Source organism: Syntrophales bacterium, from assembly GCA_035363115.1.
In the GTDB taxonomy this organism is placed as follows: Bacteria; Desulfobacterota; Syntrophia; order Syntrophales; family PHBD01; genus PHBD01.
The window spans coordinates 94,389-120,096 of sequence record DAOSEM010000007.1; the positions used below are offsets into that span (position 1 = coordinate 94,389).

Genomic DNA, 25,708 nt, shown 5'->3' on the forward strand with positions numbered 1-25,708 from the left:
GTCTCCTCCGGTCTAACGGTGCATCAGGCTGATCTCCACCGGGCCATAGCCGAGGCCGATCCCGACCGTGACGGTAGAGTTGTAGGTGGTGTTCCTTCCGGTAATATCGACATTAAAACGGGCCTGTCCCCACTGTTGCCCTCCACCGATCGCAAACCCTGCCATGGGGATGATGGAGGGGCCCGAAGTGGGTGAAACCGCGGCTCCGATGGAATAGAAGGAATTCGGGTCGTTGCTCGAGTCCACCTGGGTGCTGGACGTCGTTGCCGACAGGTTTTCCGGGTCGAAGGTCTGCATGAGCCGGTGGATCCCTGTTTCCACGGCGGCAAGGGCTTTCTTGTCCCCGACGGTCATCGCGCTGGTCCTCAAATCCCCCGTGGACAGGTGGATGACCAGCATGCCGATGGCCAAAAGGATCAGGCAGGCCATAATGGCCGCCACCATTGCAAACCCGCGTTCTGACGGAAAATATTGCCGATGCTTCGAATCAGTTGGCAGCATGGTTCCTCGGAGTAACACTGGTTGAGTAGACAAGGCGTCTCCTCTGGTTCGTCATGGGATCGATTTCCGCCGTCTCCACTGCCAGCGTGATGTCGATCCTCCGGATGTTCGGGATATCCGCCGGGAAACTGGTCAGTTCGGTTCCGCTCCCGTTGAAATAGCGGAAAATAGGGATATCGACGCCCGCGTCGTACGCGCCGTTTCCGTTCACGTCATTGATGACCCGGACCGTCCGAGGGCGGCCGCTGGCCGCGGTTTCTCCTAGAAACGGCTGTGCAGAGCCGCTGCAGTTGGTTGCCCTGGTGATATACTGGTTGGCCGCATCATAGACGTAGGCGATGGTTTCGTTGGGATCCGTATTGTTGTTGTTCGTGATGACGGAGTTCTCGTTGATGTCCATCTGGATCGTCATGAGATTGTTCGTTGCCGCCTGGATTCCCTGGTAGGTCTGGTTTCCACTCGCACTGAAGCAGTTGCCCGGGTCAACCCAGAGGTTCGTGACAACATTCGGGTTGTACGAAGCCATGCGAATCTCCATTGCCATCAGCTCCAGGGCGGCGCGGGCGTCCTGCTGGGCCGTCACCTTCCGCTCGATCCCCTGGGTGGATCGCTGTGCGGTGTTGATCGCCCCGTAGATCGCCATCATGAGGATGACGGCGATGACCAACGTGATCAGCAATTCGATGAGGGTAAACCCTTTCTGGCCTCTCATACGCTTGGACACCCCTCTGGGAATCGGAATTTTTCCTGCCGTGTGACCACCAGGCTTTCTGAGATTCCGGTCTGGTTGATCGGCCAGGTTACCCTGACCGTTACCCGCCAGACTCCGGTCCCGATGCTGGTGATCGTCGTGGTTACCGTGTACGTGGCGTCCCCGGCGATTGTTCCGGCCATGCCGCTGGTTTTGACCGCTGTGGTCGTGGTTCCCGTTGCCACGGCATTACAGGGATTCATGATCCAGGTTTCACGGGTGTCCATCTCCTTGTAGAGAACCTCCGCCGCCCGACCCAGGAAATCGGATCGCCCCACGGTTCTCCATGCTGAGGGTTGCAGGGACAGAATGGCCAGAACTCCGATGGTGGTCAGGAAAATGGCGATGATGACCTCCGGGAGGCCGATCCCCCGCTCATTGCGTCGCAAACTGGACATAGTTCTTTCCTGTAATGTTTACTACGATCTGCGCCGTGGACCCGCGACTGTTTACAAGCGACACATTCCCGGCCGAGGCCGTCCCTCTTGGCAGAAATGTGATGGTCGTGCCCCCGATACCGAAATTGGCGGCCGTGAGGCGGATATCCGAGCCGAAGAATGTTGGAGTCTTGACTTTTGCTCCCGGAGAGATCGTGTATTGATTGCCGGACACATCGAAGTTGATCGTATGGTTCTGGCTTCCCTTGATGGCGTTTTCCCTTGCCGCGGAGAAATCCGAGGCAATCTCGCGGGCAGCAGCCCGGAGATTGGAATTTGTGACATAACGCTGCCAGGAATACCCCGCAATAGCCGCCAGTGTGCCGATGATGGCAATGACGATCAGGAGCTCGGCGAGACTGAACCCTCTGGGATTGAAACCTCCGCCAGTGCTCCCGAATGGTTGTGCCTGGCAACCGGATGATCTTTGCCGATGTAACGGTGTCATTTCTTCGAATCCAGCTTTTTCATCAGTTCATCTTTCGGTACGGCCCCGGGAATAACCGAGCCGTCCTGGAAAATCAATGTGGGGGTTCCAAAGTCAAAAGATTGAGCAAACTGGAGATTCTTTTCCAGTTCATCCATCGTGCAGTCCGTCCGGGGTATTTCTTTTTTTTCAAAGACTTCATCCAGCATTTTCAAAGAGCGGTTGCAGAGGATGCTCTTGGATTTCCAGTAGGCATCCTTGTGCATGGGGAGTGGCAGAAGCTTGATGAGAAAAGCCACATCCTGCCTTTCGTTTACGATCTGATGCAGAGTCTTGTGAAGGGAGGAACAGAACGGGCAGTCGGGATCCGTAAATACGATCACTTTCTTTGTTGCCTTTGCATTTCCCATCCATAAAGCATTGTCCAGGGGGATCTTGGCAACATCAACCCGGAACTGATCCTGAATCGCGTTTTTCGATATCAGACTGAGATTGGTCATGCTGTGGGCATCGAACATCGATCCTGCGAGGATGAAATTTTTCGTATAATCCAGATAAACAATCTGCGGATTCATTTTGCTGCCGAGTGCGATTTCGCAGAAGCCGTCCACCGGACTTTTTCGATTTGAAAGGATGGACACGCCGCCCGGTGCAATCTTGTCAAAAATATCATGCAAAGCAGCTTCCGTCATAGACGAACAGGGGTCTTTTATCGCTGGTTTGCCTTGGCCGTTTACCTGAGCGGGCAGACTGAAAACGAGTACCAGAAGAATCAACGGGACAAATCGCTTCATGATCCGCTCAAACGATGTCATTTGCATGCTCCTTGATCTCCTTTAGGGGGGGGATATGATTGAAATCAAATAAATATTCTCATATCCAAACGGCAAAATCAAGAAGCGTATCCACAAACGAATCGGCCTTTTCGGTTTGTTTCAGGCCGCGGCTTGAAGGGCGATTGGCAGGGTTTCCGGACAGCCGTCGGGAATACCCCGGGGTTGGAAAGATGTTGTTGACTGCTGTCGCCCGGCAACCCTGCCACCATATCCTTTTCAAGACGTAGGCCGCTGGTTTTGCGTCCTGCCCTTTCGGGCAGTTTGCCTCTTCAGGCAGTGTGACAAGCCCTGCAATTGTCAGACCATCAAAACCGAAATTCACTTCCACTGTACCGAAGCTGCTGTAATATATGGTGTAAGTATGTGTATGGGGTTTTCTGAAAAGGAGATCATAACCCGCTTCAAAGCAATACAACCGGGGGTTTTCACCATTTGGGCGGCATTTTCACCAAACCATGTCTTTCTCTCTTTACCGACACGCATATCTCCTTGAGTTGTGGAGATTTCCTCCTTGACACCCCGGGGGGGCTATGCTAGCGTTCGCCGAGCCGTATTTAGTGGCTAAAAACTTAAACATTTCGAATACATTGATCGATGGAACCAGGAGACGTTCAAGGAAGCTCTCTGTTTCTGGAAGAAGCGGAACTGCTGCTCGAGCAGGGTCGCTATGACAGTGCCCGTCGGCTTGCGGAGGAGAACCTGACCCGCCTCCCCTCCGACATCGAGGGGAGAATTGTCCTCTGCCGAGCTCTCCTGGGCATGGATGACCTGGACGCCGCCGAGCAGTGGATTCATGAAATTGATCGCTGGATTTGTTTTACAGCCAGAATCTATCTTGAGGCGGGTGACTCATTTGCCAGGAAGGGACGTCTGGACGATGCAGCCCGCTTCTACCGGAAGTTCCTGCACCTGGATCCGGATGCATCCGAAGCGGAAGAGATTGCATCCAGAATCGGTGATGCTGGTGATCTGAACCTGGCGGTGGAAAGCGATTCGGACCGTTCTCATGTCCGCATCGAAGATATTGACCGCCAGTTCTGGACGGTCACTCTGGCCGATCTCTATGCCCGCCAGGGGCATCCGGACATGTCCCGGAGGGTTCTGGAAGATATCCTGATGCGGGATCCGGATCACGAGGAGGCCAGAATGAGACTGGCATCGCTTCCGAGAGAAGATGCAGGAGGAGGCGGAGGCTCGGGGAGGAGGCTGGCCGAGGAACTTGCCCGCTGGCTCAATAATATTAACAGGCTGAAATCCCATGGAACGTGAGGGTAGTTCCCACCGCAACCGGCAGGCTCGGGTCCGCTCCATGCTCCCGGAGTTCCATCTCGACGGGATCATTTTTTTTAATCTGCGTACAATCCGCTATCTTTCTGGATTTTCCGGAAGCGATGGAGTGCTCCTGCTGCTGCCTGATCGGACGATTCTCCTGGTCGACGGTCGATATAAAACGCAGGCGGGCGGTCAGGCGGACGGCGTGGAGATCAGGCTGTTCGAGGACAAGGTAACGGGTCTCCTGGAGGCATTACTGGATGGTGGACAACGGAATTTTGGCTTCGATGCCTCCGCTCTGTCCGTGGATCTTTACCTGTCCTTGAAGAATTCCTTTGGTGACAGGAATCTTTCTCCCCTCGGAGAGGAAGTTCAACATCTCAGGGCTGTCAAGGAGGATGGCGAAGTCGATCTCATGCGGAAGGCCGCCGCCATTTCTTCCCATTCTGTAATGGCGATTTTCCCCCGAATCGTGCCGGGAGTGAGCGAGCGGGAGCTTGCTGCCGAACTTGAGTACCTTCTGCGAAAGAACGGCTCGGATGGCCCTTCTTTCCCGATCATAGCGGCTTCCGGTGAAAATTCGGCGCTTCCGCACGCTGCGCCGGGACCTCGCCGCATTCAGGAAGGTGATGCCGTGATCATCGATTGCGGATCGATCTTCGAGGGCTATTGCTCTGACGAGACTGTGACCGTTTTTGTGGGGCCAATGGACCCGGAAAAGAAAGAGGCATACACGGTTGTGAGAGAGGCTCTTCTGGAGGCGCTTGACGCAGTCCGTCCCGGTGTTTCCTGCAGGGAAGTGGACGGCAAGGCGCGCCAGAGGATTGAACGGGCCGGGTGGGGACCTTTTTTTTCCCATGGAACGGGGCATGGTGTCGGACTGGACGTTCACGAGGCGCCCCGATTGTCATCACGATCCGATGAGGTGCTTGAAGAAGGGATGGTGGTAACAGTCGAGCCGGGCGTTTATTTTCCGGGAAAATGGGGCATACGGATTGAGGAAATGGTGCTGGTCCAACGTGATGGAATGGAGATCCTTTCCAGGATGCCCAAGGAATTGAAAGTTTTGTAATGATGCATCGTTGTGCCGGGCGAGGCAATCCTTGACCGGACAACAATGGGGAATTCTTACGATAGGGGCCTACATATGAAAGTATTTCCTGATGATTTGTTTTATAGCCGGGAGCATCTCTGGGTTCGCATCGAAGGCGATCTGGCAACGGTCGGGATCACCGATTACGCTCAAGAGAGGCTTGGTGAAGTGCATGCAATCGAATTGCCGGATCCGGAGGATGAGGTGGAACGGGATGAGCCCTTCGGTACCATTGAAGCGGTAAAGGGTGTGGTGGAGTTGATTTCTCCCGTGACGGGTGACGTCGTTCACGTCAATGAAGACTTGTCTGATGACATCGGAATCATTAACAGTGACGCCCATGATACGGGGTGGATGATCGTTGTCGCCATGAAGGATCCCGAAGAACTGGATGATCTTCTGGATGCCAGGGGATACCAGGACTTTATTGCCGAGGAAGGGGAGGCGAGCTGAGGTTTCCTTGTCTTCATGGAGAATCATTCACTATCAGGTTCACTCGGCATTCGAAAACATGGCAATCGACGAGGCCATTTTCCGTGAAGTTCAGGACCGCCGTTCGCCGCCGACCATCCGATTCTACGGATGGCGTCAACCATCCATTTCCCTTGGGTATTTTCAAGACCTCCACTCAGAGGTCAACCTTGACGCCTGCAGACGTCTTGGAATTGACGTCGTTCGGCGCCCCACCGGCGGAAAGGCAGTCCTGCACGAAGGCGATCTGACCTATGCCGTGATCGCCCGCCAGGACGGACGTTTTGAGCCCGGAATCCTGCAAACCTACCTTGCGATCAGCCGATGCCTGGGAAGGGCTCTCCGGGACTGGGGGATTCCGGTGGATTATGCGGAATCGGGCAGGCCTTCACCGGGGGCGTTACTGGACGCTTCCTGCTTTGCCAGGCCGTCCCGGTATGAGCTGCTTGTAAACGGCCGCAAGATCTGCGGCAGCGCCCAGGCACGGTCCAAGGACGCTTTTCTCCAGCATGGATCGATGCTGATCGATTTCAACGCGGAAAGGACCGTGGAGCTTCTCTGCGCCAGCGGGTATTCCGCTGCACAGGTCCGATCGCTTTCGGATTCGGTGACCTGCATTCGCGATTATCGTCCCGCAGGGGATGAAACGCCCCTGGTGCTGAGCCGGTGTCTGGAAGATGCATTTATCCTGGAGTGGGGGATTTCCTTCACCCGATCAAACTTGACGGATAGGGAGCTGACCCTGGCGGAGCGAATCGGGCGCGATAGGCGTGAGAACGGTGCTCCTTCAGGAATTCCGGCAGGAGAATGAATACATGAAAACGGTGCTGTCCCTGATTCGTGATGAAGTGGCTGGCCAGCAGGCTTATTCCATCGAGGATACGCCCGCAAGAATCAAGCTGGACGCGAATGAAAACCCCTATTCGCTTCCCCCGCGGCTGCGAAGCAAGCTGTTCGCAGCCATGAAGGCCGTTGACCTCCATCACTACCCGGAACCTGGTTCTCTTCACCTCCGGAAGGCCTATGCGAAGCATTTCGGGGTCGGTGAAGACATGATCATGATCGGCAACGGATCCGACGAGGCCATTGCCATTCTCTGCACGGCCATGGCACGACCCGGGGCGACGATCCTGATCCCCGTGCCCACATTTGCCATGTATCGGATTTCGGCTATGAATAACGGACTCCGGGTTCTCGATGTTGCCCTGGATGAACAGGGAGACCTTGATCTTGATAGCATGGAGTGGCTGCTGAAAACCGAGAAGCCGGCCATCACATTCCTGAGTTATCCGAACAATCCGACCGGTGCCTGTTTTGATGCGGAACGTGTGGAACGCCTGATCCAGGCCTCCCCCGGAGTGGTCGTTGTGGATGAGGCATATTATCATTTTTCCGGCAGAACGTTTCTCCCAAAACTGAAAAAGTACGACCGGCTCGTGATATTAAGAACCCTGTCCAAGATTGGCATGGCCGCCATGAGGGTCGGTTTTTTAATCGCTGCTCCAGTACTGGTGCGGGAGTTGAATAAAGTCCGTCTGCCATATAACCTGAATGCACTCTCCCAGATTGCGGCGTCTTTCTATCTGGAACATGAAACGGTGTTTCTCGCTCAGGTCGCTAGAATCCGCCGGGAGCGGGAAAGGTTGTTGCACTCTCTGCGTTCCATTAAAGGTGTGCAGGTATATCCGACAGATGCCAATTTCATATTTTTCTGTTGCAAATTCCGAGATGATGACGTATATGATGCGCTCCTCCGGGAGGGTATTCTTGTCAAGAAAATCGTCCGGCCGGGGGTAGCCAGCGGCATTCGCGTAACGATCGGGACGCGAAAAGAAAACGGGGAGTTCCTGAGAGTTGTCAGGAGCGTTCTCGTCTCGGGCCGATAAGGAGCGTGATCTAGAATACTCGGCGTCAAAGGGTGGTTTACGGCACGATTAGGACAGATGCGCCGTACTACCCTTTTTTTGTGCCCGATGCCCGATCGTGTCTATCTTGTTGAAATGTAAGGATAACACTAAGTATGACGGAGCCGGATCGACTGGATTCGGGGAGACAGGAATGAGTCAACCATGACAAGAAAGGATGGATGGCCTTGGAAGTAAAGGTATTTGACAACGATGTGGAAAAGGCCTTGAAGATTCTCAAGAACAAGCTTTCCAAGAGCGGCTTGTTCAAGGAGCTGAAGTTGCGTCGGGCCTATGAAAAACCCTCCGTAAGGCGAAAGAGAAAAGCCATCGAAGCCCGCCGTCGTTTTGCGAAGGTGCAGCGCCGCCGTCATTCCTGAAACAGGGGGTGGTTGTATCCGGGACGGAATGAACCTGTTGCCTTCGGTCAGGTGACTGGCGTGGAATTCCTTCGCCAGGGGAGGTCGGGATGGATGAAAAGCAGTATCTTGTAGATGCTCTGTCCATCGATGAGTCGTGGCGCATCTTCCGCATCATGGCGGAATTCGTCGAAGCGATCGAGTCCCTCTCCAAGGTGAAGCACGCGGTCACCATCTTCGGTTCGGCCCGACTGACTGCCTCCGATCCTTATTACGAGAAGGCGGAGATCCTCGCCCGGCGACTGGCGGAAGAAGGGTTCGGCGTGATCACCGGCGGTGGTCCCGGGATCATGGAAGCGGCCAATAAAGGCGCCGCTGCTGCGGGTGGCAAATCCGTCGGGTTGAATATCCACCTTCCGTATGAGCAAAAACCGAACCAATACGCGAATGTCAGCCTTGACTTCAAGTATTTCTTCGTCAGGAAGGTGATGTTTGTGAAATATGCCGTGGCCTATGTCATTTTCCCCGGTGGTTTCGGCACCATGGATGAGCTTTTCGAGGCCCTCACGCTGATTCAGACAAAGAGAATCCGAAGCTTTCCCGTTATCCTGCTGGGCCGGGCCTATTGGCAGGGGCTGCTGGACTGGCTCAGGAAGGTGATGGTGAAGGAAGGAAAGATCGATCCAGAGGATCTGGGGCTCCTGAAAATCACGGATGACCCGGAGGATGCCGTCCGGCATATCCAGAAATTCGTCATCCTCTGAACCTGTCCTGCGTTCCGCACATCCCTTCCCGAGGGAAGATCCGGCATATCCTCAGTTCCCTTTTCAGGGGAAAAAGTCATGGAGACCAGAGATTCGTTGACGGGCGTCCTGCGGGAAATCCGGCAGGGGACCGTCGCTTCCTGCTATCTGCTTCTGGGCGATGAAGAATTTCTCATCCAGGATGCGCTCCAGAAGATCGTCAACGAACTGGTCCCCGAGTCCGACCGGGAATGGAGTCTTTTCATTTTCGACGGAGAGCAGGAAACCCCGTCGCGCCTACTTGAGCAACTGAACACCCCCGCGCTTATCCCCGGACGCAAGGTCGTGATCGTACGGAACACAAGGCTGTTTCAGTCATCCGCCACAACTCCACAGTTGATTCAGAAAGTCCGGGAACTCATGGATCGCAGTCCGGCTCTGGCCGTGCAGGCCTTTTCCCAGTTTCTTGCGATCAGCGGTCTGCAGACGAACGACCTGAAAGACGGCGGCTGGAAAAGCCTGTCCGCAGAAGAATGGATTCGCTTTGCCGGCGTGGACGCCGCCCGGGATCTCTCTTCCTGGCTCCCCCGACTCCTGGAGATGTGTGAACGGATCGGGGTGACGGCATCTTCGTCCGCAGACGGTGCGGGCCGTCTGGAGGACTTTTTTCGTGCCGGACTGCCGGACGATGTCTGTCTGATCCTGACGGCACCGGCGGTGGACCGCCGGATGAGGCTATTCAAGATCATCAGTGAAAAGAGCAGGGTTCTGACGTTTGCGCAGGTGAAGGGGGAGACGAGACAAAAACAATCCCTTGCCAGGTCCGTCGAGGACCTTCTGGCGGGGACAGGCAAGAGGCTGGCTGGTGACGCTTTGCTTGCCGTCGGGCGGAAAACCGGTTTCCAACTCCGCGAATCCCTGAAGATGGTTGAAAAGTTGATTGCCTATACGGGAGAGCGGGCGATCATCGAAGCACGTGACGTGGAAGAAGCCGTCGGCAAGACAAAAGAGGACACGGTCTTCGACCTGACAACGGCCCTGGCAGCCAGGGATCTTTCCCAATGCCTGTTGACCCTCGATGAGCTCTTCCTGAGAGGCGAAGCGCCCGTTTTCATCCTCTCCATGATCGCCCGGGAGGTTCGCAATCTCCGGGGTGCCGCCCTTTTTCTCCGGTCCGGGCAGCTTCCGCCCGCTTATCGGGCCGACATGGAGTACCATGACTTTCAGCGTGCCGTGTATCCCGCCCTGCGGGCGGGTGTCGGTTCCGCCCCGCCGGAGGGTGGTTTCCGGAGCCAGCATCCGTACGTTATCTATCTGGCACTGCGGAACGCCCGCTCATTCTCCGACAGCGATCTAAATGCCTGGATCGTTGAACTGGCAGCGATGGACCTGGCCTTGAAGTCGACTGCCCGCAACCCCAGGCACATGCTGGAACGTTTTCTGATCAGGGTCTGTTCCCGCTGACAGACCTCCTTTCCCCTGTCAGGTTCATGGATGACGCAGACGGCGCCTGCCTGTTATAGCTTGCGGAATCGAGACTTATACGCCTTCTCCCTCTTCGACGGACGCCGGGAGGGGCCTTTTCCCTTGGCCGGACGATCTTCTTCCTCGCCGGCAGCCACCGCTCCGACTGTTATGCCTGCTTCCAGAGAGGCATTTGTCAGAATGGGCTCAAAGTCCTGTGAGGAAACGGCGCTTCCCCCACGGCGATTCGCATAATCCGCCACGTCCCGGTCGGACGTGACGACAATGATTTCCTCACCGCTGTGATGGACCATTCGCTTGATGACTTCGTCGGCCTTTTCTCCTTTCCGGGAATAGATGATGTCGACATTTCCGTAACGGTCGCGCTCTTCCAGCGGAAATCCGCCGGACCATCCGTCAAAAACGACGGTGACGCGGTGACCTTTCTTCCGCTGATATGCCGCCGCAAGACGGACCAGTGAGGAACGGGCCTCCTCGAGGCTCCTCCGTTCAAAGGATCTCAAGAGGTCGGACTGGCGGATGACATTGTAACCATCCAGGATAACATGCATAACAACCCTCTATGAAATCGCATGCATCTTGACTGAAATGTCAATCATGACGTTGTCACCGGCTGGTGAATGTGCTATAAACGCCGTCGCATGTGATGAAAAGCATGTAGTCCAACGGCCGAAAAAAGTCCACCCGTTCCACCCGTTCCGGCAGGCCATTGTCACGTCGGTCTGCAAGGGACCGACAGCTGAAAGCTTCCCGGCTGTCACGGCCCATCCTGAATCCACATCATCAGCAACGATCGATCCGCAGGAGGCGGGTACGGTCCGCGCATAATCACGGGAAGGAGGTTGGAGATGGAGATCAAGAACATTTGTGTGCTGGGTGCAGGTCTCATGGGCAATGGAATTGCGCAGGTATGTGCTCAGGCGGGGTATTCGGTCACCCTCAGGGACATCGAGCAGCGCTTCATTGACGGGGGTATGAACACGATTCGGAAGAACCTGACCAAGGAAGTGGAGAAGGGCAAACGGACCCAGGATGACATGAATGCGGTTCTGGGCCGGATCAAACCGACCCTGGACATGAAGGAAGCCGCCGCCAATGCCGACATCGTTGTCGAGGTGGTCATCGAGGTCATGGACGTGAAGAAGAAAGTCTATGCGGAGCTGGAAGAAATCGTTCCGGCCCACTGCCTTTTCTTCACCAATACATCGGGCCTGAGCATCACGGAGATGGCGGCAGTGACCAAGCGGCCCGACAAGTTCATTGGTACGCACTTCTTCAACCCCGTTCCGGTCATGAAGCTCCTTGAGATTATCAAGGGGTATGAAACAAGCGCGGAGACCCTTGCGGCAGCCGAGGCCTGGGGAAAGAAAATCGGAAAGGAACTGGTGGTTGTGAAAGAGGCTCCCGCTTTCGTGGTCAATCGGATCCTCTGCACGATGCTGAACGAGGCATTCTTTGTACTCGGCGAAGGGCTCGCCAGCGCGGAGGACGTCGACAAGGGAATGGTCCTGGGCTGTAACCATCCCATCGGTCCCCTGGCCCTTTCGGACCTGGTGGGCAACGAGACGCTTCTGCGCGTCATTGAAGGACTCCATCGCGAACTGGGAGACAAATACCGTCCGGCGCCGCTTCTGGTGCAGCTCGTCCGAGCAGGCCGATATGGCCGAAAGGTGGGAAAGGGCGTTTTTAATTACAAGTAAGAATAACGTCCGCATTCACATCCCGGGGACGGCTCGGGGGGGCCGTTCCCGGCTTTCCGCCAGAGGAGGGAATTCCCATGTCGGCAACCTATGAGCCGGGACAGCCTTATCATTATCAACTCCTCATCAAGCATATCCTCGAAATGCCCCTGGTGTTTGCACCGAACCAGGAGATCGTCTACCGGGACAAGCTCCGCCTGACATATCGCCAGTTGAATGAACGGATTCACAGACTTGCGGGAGGCTTGGAAACGCTTGGTGTGAAAAAGGGGGATGTGGTCTGCGTTTTCGATTACGACAGCAACCGCTACCTGGAGTGTTTCTTTGCCGTGCCCATGATGGGGGCGGTCCTGCACACCCAGAACTGGCGCCTCTCACCGGACCAGATCCTCTACACGATGAACCACGCGGAGGACAAGGTCGTCATTATCCATACGGACTTCCTGCCGCTTCTGGAGGCCGTGTGGGATCAGATCCAGACGGTCAAGACGGTGATCCTGATCACCGAGGACGGCAGCCGGCCGGTCTCGAAGATCCCGTTCACCACCGAGTACGAAGAGCTTCTGGCCGGGGCCGCCCCACCCTATGACTTCCCGGACTTTGATGAAAACACCCGGGCCACGACCTTCTATACCACCGGGACGACGGGGCTTCCCAAGGGCGTCTATTTCTCCCACCGGCAGCTCGTCCTTCACGCCCAGGCCCTGATGATCGTCACGGGCTCCTATGAAGGGATCGGACGCATGCGGTCTACTGACGTGTACATGCCCATGACTCCCATGTTCCACGTCCATGCATGGGGCGTGCCCTATGCGGCGACCATGATCGGTGTCAAGCAGGTCTATCCTGGGCGCTACGAGCCGGAGATGCTCCTCAAGCTGATCCTCATGGAGAAGGTCACCTTCTCCCACTGCGTGCCCACAATCATCCAGATGCTCGTTTCCAACCCCTTCGTCAAGCAGCTCGACCTGAGCCACTGGAAAGTCGTCATCGGTGGGGCGGCCCTGTCCAAGGGGCTTGCCCTGGCGGCCATGGAACTGGGGATCCAGATCTACGCCGCCTACGGGATGTCGGAGACCTGTCCGCTCCTGACCCTTTGCAATGTCAAGCCCTGGATGCTGGACTTGCCGAAGGAAAAACTCGTGGACTACTATACCAAGACAGGCATTCCGGCGCCGCTGGTTTACGTGCGCGTCCGCGATGCCCGGGGAAATGAATTGCCTCACGACGGGAAATCCGCCGGCGAGGTTGTTGTCCGGGCGCCCTGGCTCACGGAAGGCTATCACAAGGATCCCGAGCGAACCAGGGAGCTCTGGCGTGATGGATGGCTCCATACGGGGGATGTGGCGAACATCGATGAGGAAGGGTACCTCCAGATCACCGACCGGATCAAGGATGTCATCAAAACGGGCGGTGAGTGGATCTCCTCCCTGGAGCTGGAAAACCTGCTCAGCCAGCATGAGGCGGTGCTGGAGGCGGCGGCAATTGGCATCTCCGACTCGAAGTGGGGTGAGCGGCCGTTCATGGTGGCCGTGCTCAAGGCGGACTTCCAGGGAAGGGTTTCTTCGGACGACCTGAAGAAATTCCTGACGGAGATGAGCGAAGGCGGCCGGATTCCGAAATACGGGATCCCTGACCGGATTGAAATTGTGAGTGAAATTCCGAAAACGAGCGTGGGTAAGATCAACAAGATTGCGCTGCGGAAGACGTACGGGGCATAATGTTTCAGAGACTTGCCCCTCCCGGCGGGAGGGACGGACAATCATAGACCTCAGGAGGTTTTAAAATGGATTATGAGCTGTCGGAAGAACTGAAGATGTTGAAGGAGATGGCGTACAAGTTCGCGGTGGCGGAGTTCACGCCGATTTCGAAAGAGTGTGACGAGCACGAGAAGTACACCCCGGAGATCCGGAAGAAGGCGGCGGAGAACGGCCTGGTTGGGGCCTGGGTTCCGGAGGAGTACGGCGGGGCGAACGCGGGGATGCTGGGGAATGCGGTGATCACGGAAGAGCTGTCTAAGGTGGACATGGGCATCGGGCTCAACGTGGTGGCGGCGTGCTTCGGCTGCGAGTCGATCTTCCAGTACGGCAGCGAGGAACTGAAGAAGAAATATATACCGCCGGTATGTGCGGGCGACTGGGTGAGCTCGGGCGGGTACACGGAGCCGAACGCGGGGACGGACGCGTCGGGATACAAGACGCGGGCTGTGAAGGACGGGTCGGACTACGTGATCAACGGGAACAAGATGTTCATCACGAACGGAACGGTTGCGGACTTCATGGTGACGGCGTGCATCACGAACCCCGATGAAAAGAAACACAACAGCTTCAGCCTGATCATCGTCCCGATGGATACCCCGGGGATCACGCGGAACAAGATCAAGGGGAAGCTGGGGATCCGGGCGAGCGACACGGCGGAGATCGCGCTGGAGGACGTCCGTGTTCCGCAGGCGAACCTGATCGGGAAGGAAGGGAAGGGGTTCATCCAGCTGATGCACTTCTTCGACACGACGCGGGTCATGGTCTCGGCCCAGGGTCTCGGGCTGTCCCAGGCGTGCCTGGAGACGTCGGTGAAGTACTGCAAGGAGCGCACGGCGTTCGGGCAACCGATCGGGAACTATCAGCTGAGCCAGAAGAAGCTGACGGAGATGGTGATTCAGATTGAGGCGCTCCGCGGATTGGTGTACAAGTCGGCGTGGCTGATCGACATTGGCAAGCCGGACTACACGCTGGCGGCGATGGCGAAGTTCTACAGCGGTCAGACGGCGGTGTTCTGCGCGAATGCAGGCGTCGAACTTCACGGAGGATATGGGTACATCGACGAGTACTCGGTGCAGAAGTGGTACCGGGATGCAAAGATCCTGGAGCTTTACGAGGGGACGAAGGAAGCGGAGATCATGACCATCGGTCGGTATCTCCAGACGAGATAGGGATAACCGTAGAAACAGTGGTTTCAATTTAAGCATAGCCCCTCTCCCCGACGGGGAGAGGGGTATCGATTTCTTTACGAGGAGTCAGGCTGTGAAGACGAAGATAACGGAGCTTTTTGGAATTCAGTATCCCATTTTGCTGTCCGGCATGAGCTGGATCAGCACACCGAAAATGGTGGCGGCCGTTTCCAACGCCGGAGGGCTTGGAATTCTGGCCACGGGAGCGTTGGGGGCGGAAGAAACCCGCAAGGCCATCCGGGAGATCCGGACGATGACGGATAAACCCTTTGGTGCGAACGCCTCCCTTCTCTTCCCGGGAGCCATGGAAAACGCCAAGATTCTTCTGGATGAGAAGGTCCCGGTCATCAATTTTGCCCTTGGAAAGGGAGACTGGATCGTCAAGCGCGCCCATGAATACGGCGGAAAGGTGGTCGCCACGGTGGTCAATGCTCGCCATGCCCTGCGGGCTCAGGATTACGGGTCCGACGGTGTCATTGCCACCGGGAACGAGGCCGCCGCCCACGGCGAAGAAGTTACCTCCCTGGTCCTGGTTCCGAGCCTGGCGGACGTCCTTACGATTCCCGTCATTGCCGCCGGCGGCTTTGCCGACGGCAGGGGGCTTGCAGCGGCCCTGGCCCTGGGGGCCGAGGGAATCGCCATGGGCACACGCCTGATGAATACGAAGGAGAGCCCTCTTCATTCGAATTTCAAGAAGCTGTCCCTTGAGAAGGACGTCTACGACACGATCTTCTCCAAGCGGATCGACGGCATCTACTGCCGTGTTCTGGACACGGATGCGGCACGCCAGCAGGAAAAGAAGGGCCTGGACTGGATCTCGGCTTTCTTCAGTTCCCAGGACATCGCCCGGCAGATCAAGGTTCCTTTCTTCAAGCTGTTCCTCGGAGTCCTTGCTTCCGGATTCAGCAACGCCAAACAGCTTGCCTATATGGCCAACGCCTTCCGGTTCTTCAAGGCGGCGACGGAAGACGGCGACGTGGAGAAGGGCATTCTACCCATCGGCCAGAACACAGGATTGATTCACGACGAGCCGACGGTGGCGGAGCTCTTCGAGCGAATGGTGGCGGAAGCGAAGGCCGTGCAGGAAAAGATGGGCCGACAGATGGCCTGAGGCGAGACAAAAACCCCCTCCCGTCGGGGAGGGGGGCCCTGTTGAAGAAGTTCCTTATACGGTGGTTTCCTTCAGAAGACGGATCCTTTCACCATAGTCCGGAAAGCCAAACACGGCCGCACCCGCTACGAACACCCCGGCTCCGGCCGCGGAAACCTCTCCGATGTTCTCCGGCGTGATTCCTCCATCCACCTCCAGAATGACCCGGGGAGCGATCCGGTCGATCAGCTCCTTCGCCTTTTGAATCTTGGGGAGCATGCTCCTGATGAACTTCTGCCCGCCGAATCCGGGATTCACTGTCATGAGCAGGAGCAGGTCCACGTCCGGAAGGATCTCTTCCATCATGGACAGAGGTGTCGACGGGTTCACGGAGACCCCGGGTTTCATCCCCGCCTCACGGATCTGATACAGGGTCCGGTGCAGGTGTCGCGATGCCTCGGTGTGGACCGTCAGATAGTCGCTCCCGGCTTCTGCAAATGCATCGACATACCGTTCCGGTTCCTCGATCATCAGGTGGACGTCGAAGGGGAGCTTTGTGCACTTTCTCAGATGTCCGACGACGGCTGGTCCGATGGTGATGTTCGGGACAAAGCGGCCGTCCATGACGTCGATGTGGATCCAGTCCGCCCCGGCCTGCTCAACGGCTGCGATTTCGTCCCCGAGACGGCTGAAGTCGGCGGAAAGGATGGATGGGGCGATGCGTTTCACAAAATGTCCTCCCTTGTGTCTGCCGGTTCCATACACAATTGGCATACCCCTGTCAATTCAAGCCTTTCTTTCTTCAACCCGGCTGCATTAAGCGGAGGCACCGCCGGGCCCGGGCGCGAGGGCTGATAGGCCTTGACAGCCACCGGGAAAAGAACCAAGATCCTCGCCGCATCCCCGGCTCTGCAGGGGCAAACCATTACGTGACGGGACGTTCATGTTTTTTTTGTACAACCTGCTGATGTTTGTCGTCGGCCTTTTCGCGATTCCCTACTATGCCGTGAAAATGTGGACTACCGGGAAGTACCGGAAAAGCCTGACACGGAAATTCGGTCATGTCGATCCCGGTTTCTTCCGGGAGCTGCAGGGAAGCCCGCGGATATGGATTCATGCCGTTTCCGTCGGGGAGGTGACGGCCGCAGCTCCGATCGTGGCCTCCCTGCGGGAGCATTATCCCGGTGCCTGCCTGGTTGTCTCGACGAGCACGGAAACGGGCCAGGACATGGCCCGGCGCATGGTCAAGGATGTCTCGGCGTTTCTTTACTATCCTCTGGATATCCCGTGGGTCATCCGGAAGATGCTCAACGGGGTCCGTCCGGATGTCTTCATCATGGTGGAGACAGAGCTGTGGCCGAATTTCCTGAGGATCTGCCGGGACAAAGGGGTCCGTGCCCTCATGGTGAACGGCCGCATTTCGCCCCGATCGTTTCGCGGCTACCGCCTGACGCGCTTCTTCTGGAAGCCTCTCCTGAACACCATTGCGGATGTGGGGGTGATCTCCATCACGGATTCCCGCCGGCTTGTGGAACTGGGGCTTCCGGAAGACCGCGTGCATGTCCTGGGCAATGCGAAGTACGACGGCCTGGCCGCCAATGCCTCACCGATGCTTTATGAAGAGACGGTCCGGAAGCTGAATTTCAACGGATCGGAAGAGGTGCTGGTGGCGGGGAGCACCCATGAGGGAGAGGAGGCGGTGGTGCTGGAGACCTATCGCCGCCTCCTGGAAAATCATCCCGGTTTCAGGCTGATCCTGGTTCCCCGGCATGTCGAGCGTGCCCAGGCGGTGCTTTCGCTGGTTCGTTCAGCGGGCTTCGACGATGTGATCACCCTCTCGGAGATCCAGGCGGGCCGTCAACGGCAGGCCGAGCGGGTCGTACTGGTGGATGTCATCGGGGAACTGTTCAAGCTCTACAGCGTGGCCACCGTCGTGTACTGCGGCGGCAGCCTTGTCCCGAAGGGGGGCCAGAACATCCTGGAGCCTGCCGCCTGGGGCAAGGTTGTCTTCTACGGACCCTCCATGGATGATTTCGTGGAGGAAAAAGCGCTCATGGAGGAAGCGGGGGCCGGTCTGACGGTGAAAAACGGAAACGACCTGTATGAGGGAATCGTCCGGCTTCTCGATGATCCGGAAGATAGGACGCGCCGGGGCGGCCGCGGGCGGGATACGGTCATCGCCAACATGGGAGCGGCGCGGCGGTATGCCGCCATGGTTCGGATTCAACTGGAAAAAAAGTGACAGTCCGCCATCCGGGCAGAGTCTTTTTCTTTGGGTTGCCGGGCTGCTTTCCGCGTTCTAGTCCTCCAGCTTCCTCCTGTACTCTTCCCACTTGGCATCCACCATGGCCTGCATCTGGCGCTGCTGCTCGGCATCCATCTTCCGGAAGCGCCCCTGTTTTTCCAGATAGTTGATAACGGGCAGGCGATTGCCGCGCTCTGCCTGGGTTTTGCTGCGGCCTGTGAACCGGAATTTCCCGTTTTCCATCTCGAACAGGGGGAACAGACCCGTCTCCACAGCCAGCCGGCCCATTTTTACCGTGTCCTTGGGCGGATAGGCCCAGCCCGGCGGGCAGGGAACATGAATGTGCATGTACCGGGTGCCCCTGATCTTCTTGGCCTTCACAAACTTGTCATACAGATCGAGGGGATAAGATGGGGAGGCCGTCGCGAGATAGGCGATGTTGTGAGCCTCCATGATCTTCAGGAAATCCTTTTTCGGCTGCTGTTTCGTGAGAATCGGCGTCGTTGTCGTCAGGGCGCCCATGGGGGTGGCGCTGGAGCGCTGGGTTCCCGTGTTCATGTACCCTTCGTTGTCATAGCAGACGTAGATAAAATCCGTTCCCCGCTCGGCGGCTCCGCTCAGGGCCTGGATCCCCATATCGAAGGTTGCCCCGTCCCCGGCGATGGCTACAACGGTGGTGTCCGCTCTGTTGAGAGCCCTGAGCCCCGCCACCAGGCCGGATGCCGATGCCGCCGTGCTGGCGAAGGAGTTGTTGAGGGCAGGCATCATGACCGGTGTGCTCGGGTAGAGACCCTGGAGGACGCAAAGGCAGCAGGCCGGAAGGGTGACGATCGTGTTTTCCCGGAGCGCCTTCAGGGCATACCGGTAGAAGAGGGACAACCCGCAGCCCTGGCAGGCCCGGCTTCCCGGGAGGATGTATTCCTTGCTGTTGATCTTGAAGAGATTTTCCGGCATTGTCTCACCCCGTGATGCAGTTGAGCCACGTCGTTTTCTTTTCCCGCCGGCCCGCTTCCAGATCGGTCCAGCACTCCGCGGCCGCAGCCTCCAGTTCGCGGGACTTCACGTCCCGTCCCCCCAGGCCGGCTATATAGTTATATATGGCAGGCCGGCTCTCCGTTCCGAACAGCGCTCCCTTGATTTCGGTACAGAGCGCTCCCTCGTTTCCATAGCTGATGCTCTTTTCGAAGACGATCACGGCCTTTGCCCTGGACAGGGACTTTCGAACCGCTTCCTTCGGAAAGGGCCGGAAGGCCCGCACTCCGGTCACGCCGGCGCGGATTCCCCGTTCGCGGAGAGCATCGGCGGCAAGGGTGGCCTCGCTGGCGAGGGAGCCCATGGCGACGAGGAGCAGTTCCGCGTCTTCCGTCCGGTAATCCCAGACCAGGCCCCCATGGTTCCTTCCAAAGCGTTTCGCGAACGCATCGCTTGCGTCGGTGATGGCCTCCAGGGCGTCCTCCAGGGCGGCTTCCAGCTTGTAGCGCATCTCCATGTATCCGTCCCGGAGCACCCCTTCGCTGTCCGCCCGCCGGTTCGGGAAGAGAACCGGGTTCAGGCAGCGGGGGTCCTCGGGGGTGAGGATCGTGTGGGGTCTGTAGGGGGGCAGGTACTCTCGCACCGCTTCCTGCTCAGCCATCTCCACGGGCATCATGGTGTGGGAGAGGACGAAGCCGTCGTAGCAGACCATCACCGGGACGTAGACGGATTCGGCGATCCGGTAGGCCTGCAGGATCGTGTCGTGGATCTCCTGGTTGTTGCGGCAGTAGAGTTGGATCCAGCCCGTGTCCCGCTGGGCCAGGGAATCCTGCTGGTCGTTGAAGATCGTCCAGGGAGCGCCGACACCGCGGTTGACGCAGCACATGACGATGGGAAGGCGGGCACCCGCGGCCCAGTGAAGCTGCTCGTGCATGTAAAGAAGGCCGTTGGCGCTCGTTGCGGTAAAGACCCGGGCACCGACGGTGGAGGCGGAGATGCAGACGGTCAGGGCGGTGTGCTCTCCTTCGACCCGGACATATTCAGCCTTCAATTCTCCGCTTTCGATATACTGGGACATCATTTCCGCCAGCTGAGACTGGGGGGTGATCGGGTAGGCCGCCACCACCTGTACGTCGCAGAGCATCACGGCGGCGGCCGCCGCCGAATTGCCCGTCATGATCCGCACCTTACTCATCGGGCTGGTCCTCCCTTACCATCTGGATGGCCTTGGCCGGGCACTCCTCGGCACAGATGCCGCATCCCTTGCAGTAGTCCATGTCGATCTCGACCGGGATGGTGGCTTTGACGACACCCTCGGGACAGTAAAGCCAGCAGAGGAAACAGGCGGACTTCTTCTTCACGGCGGGGATGCATCTTGCCGGATCGATGACCGGACGGACGGTGCGCCAGTCTCCGGTCCGTCCCGCCTCCCCGATGGAGGGCTTGCACATGGCCGAAATGTTCTCGTCTCGTTTTTCCATAACCGCCTCGTTTTTTTAGGAGAGTCTCTGTCGATTACCGGGTCTCCATCATCCCGCAATGCGACCGCAGCTCTGTCAGCCGTTGATGATCGCCGTCTCCCGGTAGGCTTCCGTAACGGACGCAAAGTTCCGGCGGACCGCCCCCGAAGACAGCTTCTCCTCCAGCGCCTTTTCCAGGTTTTCCAGGGTTACCAGGCCTGTGGCCTTGGCAAAGGCCCCCAGCATGGGGGTGTTGATGATCGGGGCCCCTTCCCGGACCAGGTGATTCTTCAGGGCAATGGATGCCCCATCCACGATGGCCTTCCGGATTCCCGCCGGGTGTGGAAACTGATCCGGGGGCTTTGCCGTGTTGATGATGACCATGCCCCCTGGTTTCGAGCGTCCCCAGATGTCCGCCACCTGAAACAGCGTGTCATCCAGAACGACCGTGATGTCCGCCTTCTCGAGCTGGGAGAAGGTGCGGATCGGCTCCTCGGCGATCCGGGTCGAGGCGGTTACCGGGGCTCCCCGCCGCTCCGGACCGAACGTGGGAGCCGAGGTGACACCCTTGAATCCTTCCAGGTAGGCCGCTTCCGCCAGCATCTGTGCGGCGATGACGACGCCCTGGCCTCCCCTGCCGTGCCAGATGATCTCGTACATGTATTCTCCCTGTTGGCTGAGTGGTCCGTTACAAACAAAAAGGCCATGGGCTGCTCACCCATGGCCTTTAGGATCGTCTTGCTTTGTTTCGGTCAGATCTTCCTAAAAACGATGGGCGTCGGAAGGGACCCCAGAAGGAGCAGGGGAAGGCACAATAGGAGCAGCAGATCCCGCGTCATGCTCTTTGCACTGTCCTTCACGATCGCCATCATCATCGAAAAACCCCGAAAAAAGTTCGTGAACTGTAAAACAAGGGATTCGGGTTGTCAACCATGAAATTGAGTTTTTCAAGATCATGAAAGGCCTTTCCCGGTGGATCCCGGACGTGCTTCCGGCTGGATGTCGGCGGCAGGCGTCCTGATCATACGTAGGAGAAGCCGGATTCCCTCCGTCATTGTCATGCTGCCGGCAACATGGTATCAAAATAAATTATCGGGATTCGATGCCGGGATCCAAACGTGAAAACATACGGGAGGACGCGTCAGCAGGGTACGGGATCGTCGTTGCGATTTCCGGACCGGGAGGGGAAGGGTGGATCAGCGGCAGGCAAGAGATGTTGTCCGGCGTGTTCTGGCAGGGGAGACCAATGCCTATGCCCTCCTGGTCGATGCGTACAAGAATCCCATTCTCCAATTGGCCTACCGGATGACGGGAAGCCTGGCGGATGCCGATGATCTGGCTCAGGATGCATTTATTCGGGCCTTCCGGAATCTCCATCGCTATGACCCGGAGCGGCCTTTTTTCACATGGCTGTACACGGTTGCCCTGAACGGAATTCGGAACCACCTGAAGAAAAAACAACGGGAGGAAACAAGGCTCGTCGATTCGGACTGGACGGACATAAAGGCGGATGACGAGACCCCGGGTATGGAAGAAAGAATAGATGATGCAAGGGCGGCGCAGATGCTGGAACGGGCCCTTGAACGTCTGCCGGTGGATCAGCGGGAGGTTCTGGTGTTTCGGTATTACCTGGGTCTTTCGCTGGAGGAGACATCGGATGTGATGGGCATCTCTCTCAGTGCCGCCAAGATGCGGATTTATCGCGGCCTGGAGCGGCTTAAGCAATACCTGTCACGCCGGCAGCCATAGGATGAGCCGGTCGTGTACCATTTCCGGCCTGCCATTCCCTTCCATGGCTTTTCCGATCCTGTTCCTTCCATTCTCGAATTTATCGTTTGGGCAGTACCAGGAAGAATGAAAGGTGTGAGGAGTGTGTCCATGACTTTGCCTTTGCAGGGAACCCGGGTGCTGGACCTCTCGCAGGTGCTCCCGGGGGGGCTGTGCACCCAGATTCTGGCGGACCTCGGTGCCGACGTGATCAAGATTGAGAATCCGAAAGGGGGCGACAGTTTTCGAAAGTCACCGCCCCTGATGGGAGACACGGGAAGTTTTTTTCTCGTCATCAACCGCAACAAGCGGAGCATGACCCTCAACATGCAAGAGGAGGAAGGCCGGGCGATCCTGCGCCGCATGATCCCGGAGGCGGACATTCTGGTGGAGAACTTTCGCCCGGGAACAATGGGCGGCTGGGGACTGGGCTTCGATGCGGTCCGGGCGATGAATCCCCGCCTCGTGTATTGCTCCCTGAGCGGTTTCGGCCAGGCCGGTCCGTACAGCCAGAAGCCCGCCCATGACATCAATATCCTGGCCGTTTCCGGCATCCTCGATCTCCTGGGTGAAAGAGGCCGGCGGCCGATCGTGCCGGCGGTCCAGATCGCCGGGGCGGGAGGGGCGATCCTGGCCGCCCTGGGCATCCTGGCTGCGCTTCTCCGTCGAGGTATTTGCGGGGAAGGACAATACCTCGATGTGTCTCTCCTGGATGGACTGTCTCCCTACCTGGGGCTTATCATGTCCGAGATCGCGGTCCGGGGGGCCGCGCCTGGAAGGGGAGAAGCGAGGGTCGGCGGAGGCTATGCCTGCTACAATGTTTACGAAACGAAAGACGGCCGCTGCATCGCCCTTGGCTGCCTGGAGGAAAAGTTCTGGAATTCCTTCTGCCGGGCAATCCGCCGCAATGACCTTGCAGAGGATCTGCTGGCACCGCTTGACCGGCAGGCGGAGATCATCGCGGAGCTCCGGGCCGTCTTTCTGCAGCGGACCAGGGGGGAATGGGTGGAACTCTTGGACCGTTTCGACGTCTGCTTCTCCACGGTGAATTCTCTGGACGAGGTCCTGGATGACCCGCAGATTTGTCACCGGGGGCTCTGGTTTCAGGCGCTCAAGCCCGGAAACGGCGAGATCCTGCAACAGGCCTTTCCCGTAAAAGTTTCCGGGGAGCAGCCCGGCTGGAGAACGCCGCCGCCGGCATTGGGGGAGCACACGAACGAACTGCTGGAAGCCATGAGGATTGACGCCCGCTCGAGAATCGATCTGAGGAAACGCGGTATCATTTGATGATGAATCAGAGAGCCGATGGAAACGACACGGTGTCAATCGGTGTTTGTCTTTGACAAGTATAGGCATTTTTTGATACGGTCCTTCAGTATCACCATCATGAATTCATCCTGGAGGAAGAAGCGATGGTGTTTCCAAGGGGCGAACTCCGACTTCCATGCTGAAGTTGGAGTTTTTTTTTGAGGAACGCCCCGCCTGTCCGGGGGGATGCCTTTCTCATGTTCTGTTCTTTCAATAAGGAGGTGTTCTATGATTCGCAAGCTTGCCGGTTTCTTCACCTACGTCATGAGGCATTTCCTTCCGGATGCCTACCTGTTCGCCATTCTCCTCACGTTTCTGACCGCGATCCTGGCGCTGCTCTTTGCAGGCGCCGATTTCATGAAGGTCATCACGACCTGGGGCAAAGGCGTCTACGGAATCCTTGCCTTCACCATGCAGATGATCCTGGTCCTGGTGACGGGGTACTGCCTGGCCCTGACCCCGCCTGTCAAGAAGGTGCTCGACTGGGTGGCCTCCCTGGCGACGACGCCCGTCAAGGGAGCCATGATCACCGCCTTCGTCGGGAGCTTCGGCGGCCTGATCAACTGGGGCTTCGGCCTCATCATCGGCGGCTTTCTGGCCCTGGAAATCGCCCGCAGGCAAAGGAAATCCGACTTTCCGCTCCTGATCGCCGGCGCCTACAGCGGCCTGTGCATCTGGCACATGGGCTTCTCCGGCTCCATTCCCCTCCTCCTGGCCACGGCGAAGCATCCCCAGAACCTGGTCGAGAAGGTCTCGGGCGCGGTCACACCGATATCGGATACGATTCTGGCTTCCTGGAACCTGATCCCGGCGCTCCTGCTGCTCTTTACGATCCCCATTCTCTTCTATTTCATGCACCCCAAGGAAGAAGAGAGCCAGACGATCACAGAGGAGAGGGTAAAGGAACTCCTGGGGGAGACGGTCCACGTCGAGAAGCCTGCCAGCCCGACGATGGCGGAGCGGGTGGACCACAGCTACGTCATCAATTTCATCTTTGCGGCGATGGGGCTGATCTACCTCTACAGCCATTTCTCCGCGAAGGGGCTGGACCTGAACCTGGACATCGTCATCTTCACGTTCTTCATGCTCGGCGTGATTCTCCACGGGAAGCCCATCAATTACGTCAAGGCCATGAATCAGGCCATCCGCTCCTGCGGTGGTATCGCCCTCCAGTTCCCTCTCTACGGCGGCATCATGGGGATGATGATCGGCACCGGCCTGGCCAAGATCATTGCCGGGTGGTTCGTATCTTTCTCCACGGCGGAGACCTTCTACATGTTCCAGTTCTGGGGAGCCGGCATAATCAACGTGTTTGTGCCCTCCGGCGGCGGCCAGTGGGCCGTGCAGGGGCCCATCACCGTCGAGGCGGCGAAGATGATGAACATCGACATGGTGAAATCGGCCATGATGGTGGCCTGGGGTGACCAGTGGACCAACGCGATCCAGCCGTTCTGGGCGCTGCCGCTTCTCGGCCTGGCAGGGCTCTCCGCCAAGGACATCATGGGTTATACGACCATGGTTCTCCTTTGGATCGGCCTTGTCCTGTCCGTCTTTGCCCTCATGCTTGGGTTTGGAGTGCTCTGATCAAGACGCCAGAGGTCTGAAAGCCAAGGGCCGTCCGGCATTGCCGGGCGGCCTTTTTTATATAGGAAAACCAAGACCATCGGACCAGCTCCGATCCCGGACATCCGTGTGTACTGATGTATCTTTGCGAAGATCGCGGATTGAAATGACGGTGCATGGGAGCACAATCACATCCAGACAGAGGACATGTGAAGGGAGGTGATGAACATGGCGGGAATGAAAGACAGAGCGGCAAGCGAGGAGCCTCGCCTTGCCGGCGCCCGGGAGTTGGTGCCGGTCAGGGATAAGGCCCTGGCGCAGGGCATTACCATCGCCGACGTGCTCGGCAGGTTCATGCGGGGTTAGTTGCGTATGAC

Annotated in this window: 28 protein-coding genes and 1 riboswitch; of the genes, 17 read left to right on the top strand and 11 right to left on the bottom strand. The window is 57.7% G+C overall.

Going from position 1 to position 25,708, the window contains the following annotated elements; translation table 11 throughout:
* Window positions 1-12: 12 nt before the first annotated feature.
* The 5 genes from PLO63_13385 to PLO63_13405 are packed head-to-tail and all read right to left on the bottom strand — an operon-like array spanning window position 13 to window position 2,937.
* Entirely contained in the window at window positions 13-444 is a 432-nt protein-coding gene (locus PLO63_13385) for a hypothetical protein (GenBank protein ID HOI75131.1), read from the bottom strand.
* Window positions 445-487: 43 nt separating this feature from the next.
* A complete protein-coding gene (locus tag PLO63_13390) occupies window positions 488-1,213 on the bottom strand; it encodes a prepilin-type N-terminal cleavage/methylation domain-containing protein (GenBank protein ID HOI75132.1) in 726 nt (241 codons plus the stop codon).
* A complete protein-coding gene (locus PLO63_13395) occupies window positions 1,210-1,650 on the bottom strand; it encodes a hypothetical protein (protein HOI75133.1) in 441 nt (146 codons plus the stop codon). The genes PLO63_13390 and PLO63_13395 overlap by 4 nt, the downstream gene beginning before the upstream one ends.
* Complete coding sequence (locus tag PLO63_13400) at window positions 1,628-2,137, bottom strand: GspH/FimT family pseudopilin (GenBank protein ID HOI75134.1); 510 nt, start codon at window positions 2,135-2,137, stop codon at window positions 1,628-1,630. The genes PLO63_13395 and PLO63_13400 overlap by 23 nt, the downstream gene beginning before the upstream one ends.
* Window positions 2,134-2,937, bottom strand: a complete 804-nt coding sequence (locus tag PLO63_13405) for a DsbC family protein (GenBank protein ID HOI75135.1) — start codon at window positions 2,935-2,937, stop codon at window positions 2,134-2,136. The genes PLO63_13400 and PLO63_13405 overlap by 4 nt, the downstream gene beginning before the upstream one ends.
* Window positions 2,938-3,141: 204 nt before the next feature.
* A riboswitch (cyclic di-GMP riboswitch) is annotated at window positions 3,142-3,228 on the bottom strand.
* A gap of 318 nt (window positions 3,229-3,546) precedes the next feature.
* Between PLO63_13405 and PLO63_13410 the strand changes: the two genes are divergently transcribed.
* The 8 genes from PLO63_13410 to holA all read left to right on the top strand — a co-directional run bounded on the left by PLO63_13410 (window position 3,547) and on the right by holA (window position 10,258).
* A complete protein-coding gene (locus PLO63_13410; protein ID HOI75136.1) occupies window positions 3,547-4,221 on the top strand; it encodes a tetratricopeptide repeat protein in 675 nt (224 codons plus the stop codon).
* Window positions 4,211-5,296, top strand: a complete 1,086-nt coding sequence (locus PLO63_13415) for a Xaa-Pro peptidase family protein (GenBank protein HOI75137.1) — start codon at window positions 4,211-4,213, stop codon at window positions 5,294-5,296. Before PLO63_13410 ends, PLO63_13415 begins: the two co-directional genes overlap by 11 nt.
* A 75-nt stretch (window positions 5,297-5,371) precedes the next feature.
* Window positions 5,372-5,770 (top strand): glycine cleavage system protein GcvH, encoded by a 399-nt coding sequence (gcvH, locus tag PLO63_13420; GenBank protein ID HOI75138.1) that lies wholly within the window; start codon window positions 5,372-5,374, stop codon window positions 5,768-5,770.
* Between the two features lie 58 nt (window positions 5,771-5,828).
* A complete protein-coding gene (locus tag PLO63_13425) occupies window positions 5,829-6,599 on the top strand; it encodes a lipoate--protein ligase family protein (GenBank protein ID HOI75139.1) in 771 nt (256 codons plus the stop codon).
* Window positions 6,600-6,603: 4 nt separating this feature from the next.
* The gene (hisC, locus tag PLO63_13430; protein ID HOI75140.1) at window positions 6,604-7,674 is read left to right on the top strand and encodes a histidinol-phosphate transaminase; all 1,071 of its coding nucleotides are present in this window, start codon (window positions 6,604-6,606) and stop codon (window positions 7,672-7,674) included.
* A 200-nt stretch (window positions 7,675-7,874) separates the two neighbouring features.
* A complete protein-coding gene (gene rpsU, locus PLO63_13435; GenBank protein HOI75141.1) occupies window positions 7,875-8,072 on the top strand; it encodes a 30S ribosomal protein S21 in 198 nt (65 codons plus the stop codon).
* Between the two features lie 89 nt (window positions 8,073-8,161).
* On the top strand, window positions 8,162-8,815 hold the full coding sequence (locus tag PLO63_13440) for a TIGR00730 family Rossman fold protein (protein ID HOI75142.1): 654 nt from the start codon (window positions 8,162-8,164) through the stop codon (window positions 8,813-8,815).
* A 78-nt stretch (window positions 8,816-8,893) separates the two neighbouring features.
* A complete protein-coding gene (holA, locus tag PLO63_13445) occupies window positions 8,894-10,258 on the top strand; it encodes a DNA polymerase III subunit delta (protein HOI75143.1) in 1,365 nt (454 codons plus the stop codon).
* Window positions 10,259-10,311: 53 nt separating this feature from the next.
* Here the strand turns inward: holA and PLO63_13450 are convergent, their stop codons facing one another.
* Window positions 10,312-10,830, bottom strand: coding sequence for an NYN domain-containing protein (locus PLO63_13450; GenBank protein ID HOI75144.1), 519 nt, complete (start codon window positions 10,828-10,830; stop codon window positions 10,312-10,314).
* Between the two features lie 297 nt (window positions 10,831-11,127).
* Here PLO63_13450 and PLO63_13455 point away from each other — a divergent pair, with 297 nt between their 5' ends.
* The 4 genes from PLO63_13455 to PLO63_13470 all read left to right on the top strand — a co-directional run bounded on the left by PLO63_13455 (window position 11,128) and on the right by PLO63_13470 (window position 16,037).
* Window positions 11,128-11,979: a 3-hydroxyacyl-CoA dehydrogenase NAD-binding domain-containing protein gene (locus tag PLO63_13455; GenBank protein HOI75145.1), complete on the top strand. Its 852-nt coding sequence runs from the start codon at window positions 11,128-11,130 to the stop codon at window positions 11,977-11,979.
* Window positions 11,980-12,056: 77 nt separating this feature from the next.
* Window positions 12,057-13,700, top strand: coding sequence for a fatty acid--CoA ligase (locus PLO63_13460; GenBank protein HOI75146.1), 1,644 nt, complete (start codon window positions 12,057-12,059; stop codon window positions 13,698-13,700).
* A gap of 65 nt (window positions 13,701-13,765) precedes the next feature.
* Window positions 13,766-14,908: an acyl-CoA dehydrogenase family protein gene (locus PLO63_13465; GenBank protein HOI75147.1), complete on the top strand. Its 1,143-nt coding sequence runs from the start codon at window positions 13,766-13,768 to the stop codon at window positions 14,906-14,908.
* A gap of 64 nt (window positions 14,909-14,972) precedes the next feature.
* Window positions 14,973-16,037 carry a nitronate monooxygenase gene (locus PLO63_13470; protein ID HOI75148.1) on the top strand — a complete coding sequence of 355 codons (1,065 nt, stop codon included), beginning with the start codon at window positions 14,973-14,975 and terminating at the stop codon, window positions 16,035-16,037.
* A gap of 54 nt (window positions 16,038-16,091) precedes the next feature.
* Here the strand turns inward: PLO63_13470 and rpe are convergent, their stop codons facing one another.
* Window positions 16,092-16,745, bottom strand: coding sequence for a ribulose-phosphate 3-epimerase (gene rpe / locus PLO63_13475; protein HOI75149.1), 654 nt, complete (start codon window positions 16,743-16,745; stop codon window positions 16,092-16,094).
* A 214-nt stretch (window positions 16,746-16,959) separates the two neighbouring features.
* On the opposite strand from rpe, the gene PLO63_13480 reads away from it, so the two are divergent.
* Window positions 16,960-18,258 (top strand): 3-deoxy-D-manno-octulosonic acid transferase, encoded by a 1,299-nt coding sequence (locus PLO63_13480; protein HOI75150.1) that lies wholly within the window; start codon window positions 16,960-16,962, stop codon window positions 18,256-18,258.
* Between the two features lie 57 nt (window positions 18,259-18,315).
* Here PLO63_13480 and PLO63_13485 read toward each other — a convergent pair whose 3' ends face one another.
* The 4 genes from PLO63_13485 to PLO63_13500 form a co-directional block, all read right to left on the bottom strand.
* Complete coding sequence (locus tag PLO63_13485; GenBank protein ID HOI75151.1) at window positions 18,316-19,215, bottom strand: thiamine pyrophosphate-dependent enzyme; 900 nt, start codon at window positions 19,213-19,215, stop codon at window positions 18,316-18,318.
* Between the two features lie 4 nt (window positions 19,216-19,219).
* Entirely contained in the window at window positions 19,220-20,428 is a 1,209-nt protein-coding gene (locus PLO63_13490) for a transketolase C-terminal domain-containing protein (GenBank protein ID HOI75152.1), read from the bottom strand.
* Window positions 20,421-20,714 (bottom strand): 4Fe-4S binding protein, encoded by a 294-nt coding sequence (locus tag PLO63_13495; protein ID HOI75153.1) that lies wholly within the window; start codon window positions 20,712-20,714, stop codon window positions 20,421-20,423. Before PLO63_13495 ends, PLO63_13490 begins: the two co-directional genes overlap by 8 nt.
* A gap of 75 nt (window positions 20,715-20,789) precedes the next feature.
* Entirely contained in the window at window positions 20,790-21,353 is a 564-nt protein-coding gene (locus PLO63_13500; GenBank protein HOI75154.1) for a 2-oxoacid:acceptor oxidoreductase family protein, read from the bottom strand.
* A 531-nt stretch (window positions 21,354-21,884) separates the two neighbouring features.
* On the opposite strand from PLO63_13500, the gene PLO63_13505 reads away from it, so the two are divergent.
* The 4 genes from PLO63_13505 to PLO63_13520 all read left to right on the top strand — a co-directional run bounded on the left by PLO63_13505 (window position 21,885) and on the right by PLO63_13520 (window position 25,697).
* Window positions 21,885-22,442: a sigma-70 family RNA polymerase sigma factor gene (locus tag PLO63_13505; GenBank protein ID HOI75155.1), complete on the top strand. Its 558-nt coding sequence runs from the start codon at window positions 21,885-21,887 to the stop codon at window positions 22,440-22,442.
* 129 nt (window positions 22,443-22,571) lie between these two features.
* Window positions 22,572-23,747 (top strand): CaiB/BaiF CoA-transferase family protein, encoded by a 1,176-nt coding sequence (locus PLO63_13510; GenBank protein ID HOI75156.1) that lies wholly within the window; start codon window positions 22,572-22,574, stop codon window positions 23,745-23,747.
* Window positions 23,748-23,996: 249 nt separating this feature from the next.
* The gene (locus PLO63_13515) at window positions 23,997-25,352 is read left to right on the top strand and encodes a TIGR00366 family protein (protein HOI75157.1); all 1,356 of its coding nucleotides are present in this window, start codon (window positions 23,997-23,999) and stop codon (window positions 25,350-25,352) included.
* Window positions 25,353-25,559: 207 nt separating this feature from the next.
* On the top strand, window positions 25,560-25,697 hold the full coding sequence (locus PLO63_13520; GenBank protein ID HOI75158.1) for a hypothetical protein: 138 nt from the start codon (window positions 25,560-25,562) through the stop codon (window positions 25,695-25,697).
* Window positions 25,698-25,708: the final 11 nt, after the last annotated feature.

Bases quoted from the DNA above. Each gene is read 5' to 3' on its own strand.
- PLO63_13385 (HOI75131.1), bottom strand. From the start codon at position 444: ATGGTGGCGGCCATTATGGCCTGCCTGATCCTTTTGGCCATCGGCATG.
- PLO63_13390 (HOI75132.1), bottom strand. From the start codon at position 1,213: ATGAGAGGCCAGAAAGGGTTTACCCTCATCGAATTGCTGATCACGTTG.
- PLO63_13395 (HOI75133.1), bottom strand. From the start codon at position 1,650: ATGTCCAGTTTGCGACGCAATGAGCGGGGGATCGGCCTCCCGGAGGTC.
- PLO63_13400 (HOI75134.1), bottom strand. From the start codon at position 2,137: ATGACACCGTTACATCGGCAAAGATCATCCGGTTGCCAGGCACAACCA.
- PLO63_13405 (HOI75135.1), bottom strand. From the start codon at position 2,937: ATGCAAATGACATCGTTTGAGCGGATCATGAAGCGATTTGTCCCGTTG.
- PLO63_13410 (HOI75136.1), top strand. From the start codon at position 3,547: ATGGAACCAGGAGACGTTCAAGGAAGCTCTCTGTTTCTGGAAGAAGCG.
- PLO63_13415 (HOI75137.1), top strand. From the start codon at position 4,211: ATGGAACGTGAGGGTAGTTCCCACCGCAACCGGCAGGCTCGGGTCCGC.
- gcvH (HOI75138.1), top strand. From the start codon at position 5,372: ATGAAAGTATTTCCTGATGATTTGTTTTATAGCCGGGAGCATCTCTGG.
- PLO63_13425 (HOI75139.1), top strand. From the start codon at position 5,829: ATGGCAATCGACGAGGCCATTTTCCGTGAAGTTCAGGACCGCCGTTCG.
- hisC (HOI75140.1), top strand. From the start codon at position 6,604: ATGAAAACGGTGCTGTCCCTGATTCGTGATGAAGTGGCTGGCCAGCAG.
- rpsU (HOI75141.1), top strand. From the start codon at position 7,875: ATGGCCTTGGAAGTAAAGGTATTTGACAACGATGTGGAAAAGGCCTTG.
- PLO63_13440 (HOI75142.1), top strand. From the start codon at position 8,162: ATGGATGAAAAGCAGTATCTTGTAGATGCTCTGTCCATCGATGAGTCG.
- holA (HOI75143.1), top strand. From the start codon at position 8,894: ATGGAGACCAGAGATTCGTTGACGGGCGTCCTGCGGGAAATCCGGCAG.
- PLO63_13450 (HOI75144.1), bottom strand. From the start codon at position 10,830: ATGCATGTTATCCTGGATGGTTACAATGTCATCCGCCAGTCCGACCTC.
- PLO63_13455 (HOI75145.1), top strand. From the start codon at position 11,128: ATGGAGATCAAGAACATTTGTGTGCTGGGTGCAGGTCTCATGGGCAAT.
- PLO63_13460 (HOI75146.1), top strand. From the start codon at position 12,057: ATGTCGGCAACCTATGAGCCGGGACAGCCTTATCATTATCAACTCCTC.
- PLO63_13465 (HOI75147.1), top strand. From the start codon at position 13,766: ATGGATTATGAGCTGTCGGAAGAACTGAAGATGTTGAAGGAGATGGCG.
- PLO63_13480 (HOI75150.1), top strand. From the start codon at position 16,960: ATGTTTTTTTTGTACAACCTGCTGATGTTTGTCGTCGGCCTTTTCGCG.
- PLO63_13485 (HOI75151.1), bottom strand. From the start codon at position 19,215: ATGCCGGAAAATCTCTTCAAGATCAACAGCAAGGAATACATCCTCCCG.
- PLO63_13490 (HOI75152.1), bottom strand. From the start codon at position 20,428: ATGAGTAAGGTGCGGATCATGACGGGCAATTCGGCGGCGGCCGCCGCC.
- PLO63_13495 (HOI75153.1), bottom strand. From the start codon at position 20,714: ATGGAAAAACGAGACGAGAACATTTCGGCCATGTGCAAGCCCTCCATC.
- PLO63_13500 (HOI75154.1), bottom strand. From the start codon at position 21,353: ATGTACGAGATCATCTGGCACGGCAGGGGAGGCCAGGGCGTCGTCATC.
- PLO63_13510 (HOI75156.1), top strand. From the start codon at position 22,572: ATGACTTTGCCTTTGCAGGGAACCCGGGTGCTGGACCTCTCGCAGGTG.
- PLO63_13515 (HOI75157.1), top strand. From the start codon at position 23,997: ATGATTCGCAAGCTTGCCGGTTTCTTCACCTACGTCATGAGGCATTTC.
- PLO63_13520 (HOI75158.1), top strand. From the start codon at position 25,560: ATGGCGGGAATGAAAGACAGAGCGGCAAGCGAGGAGCCTCGCCTTGCC.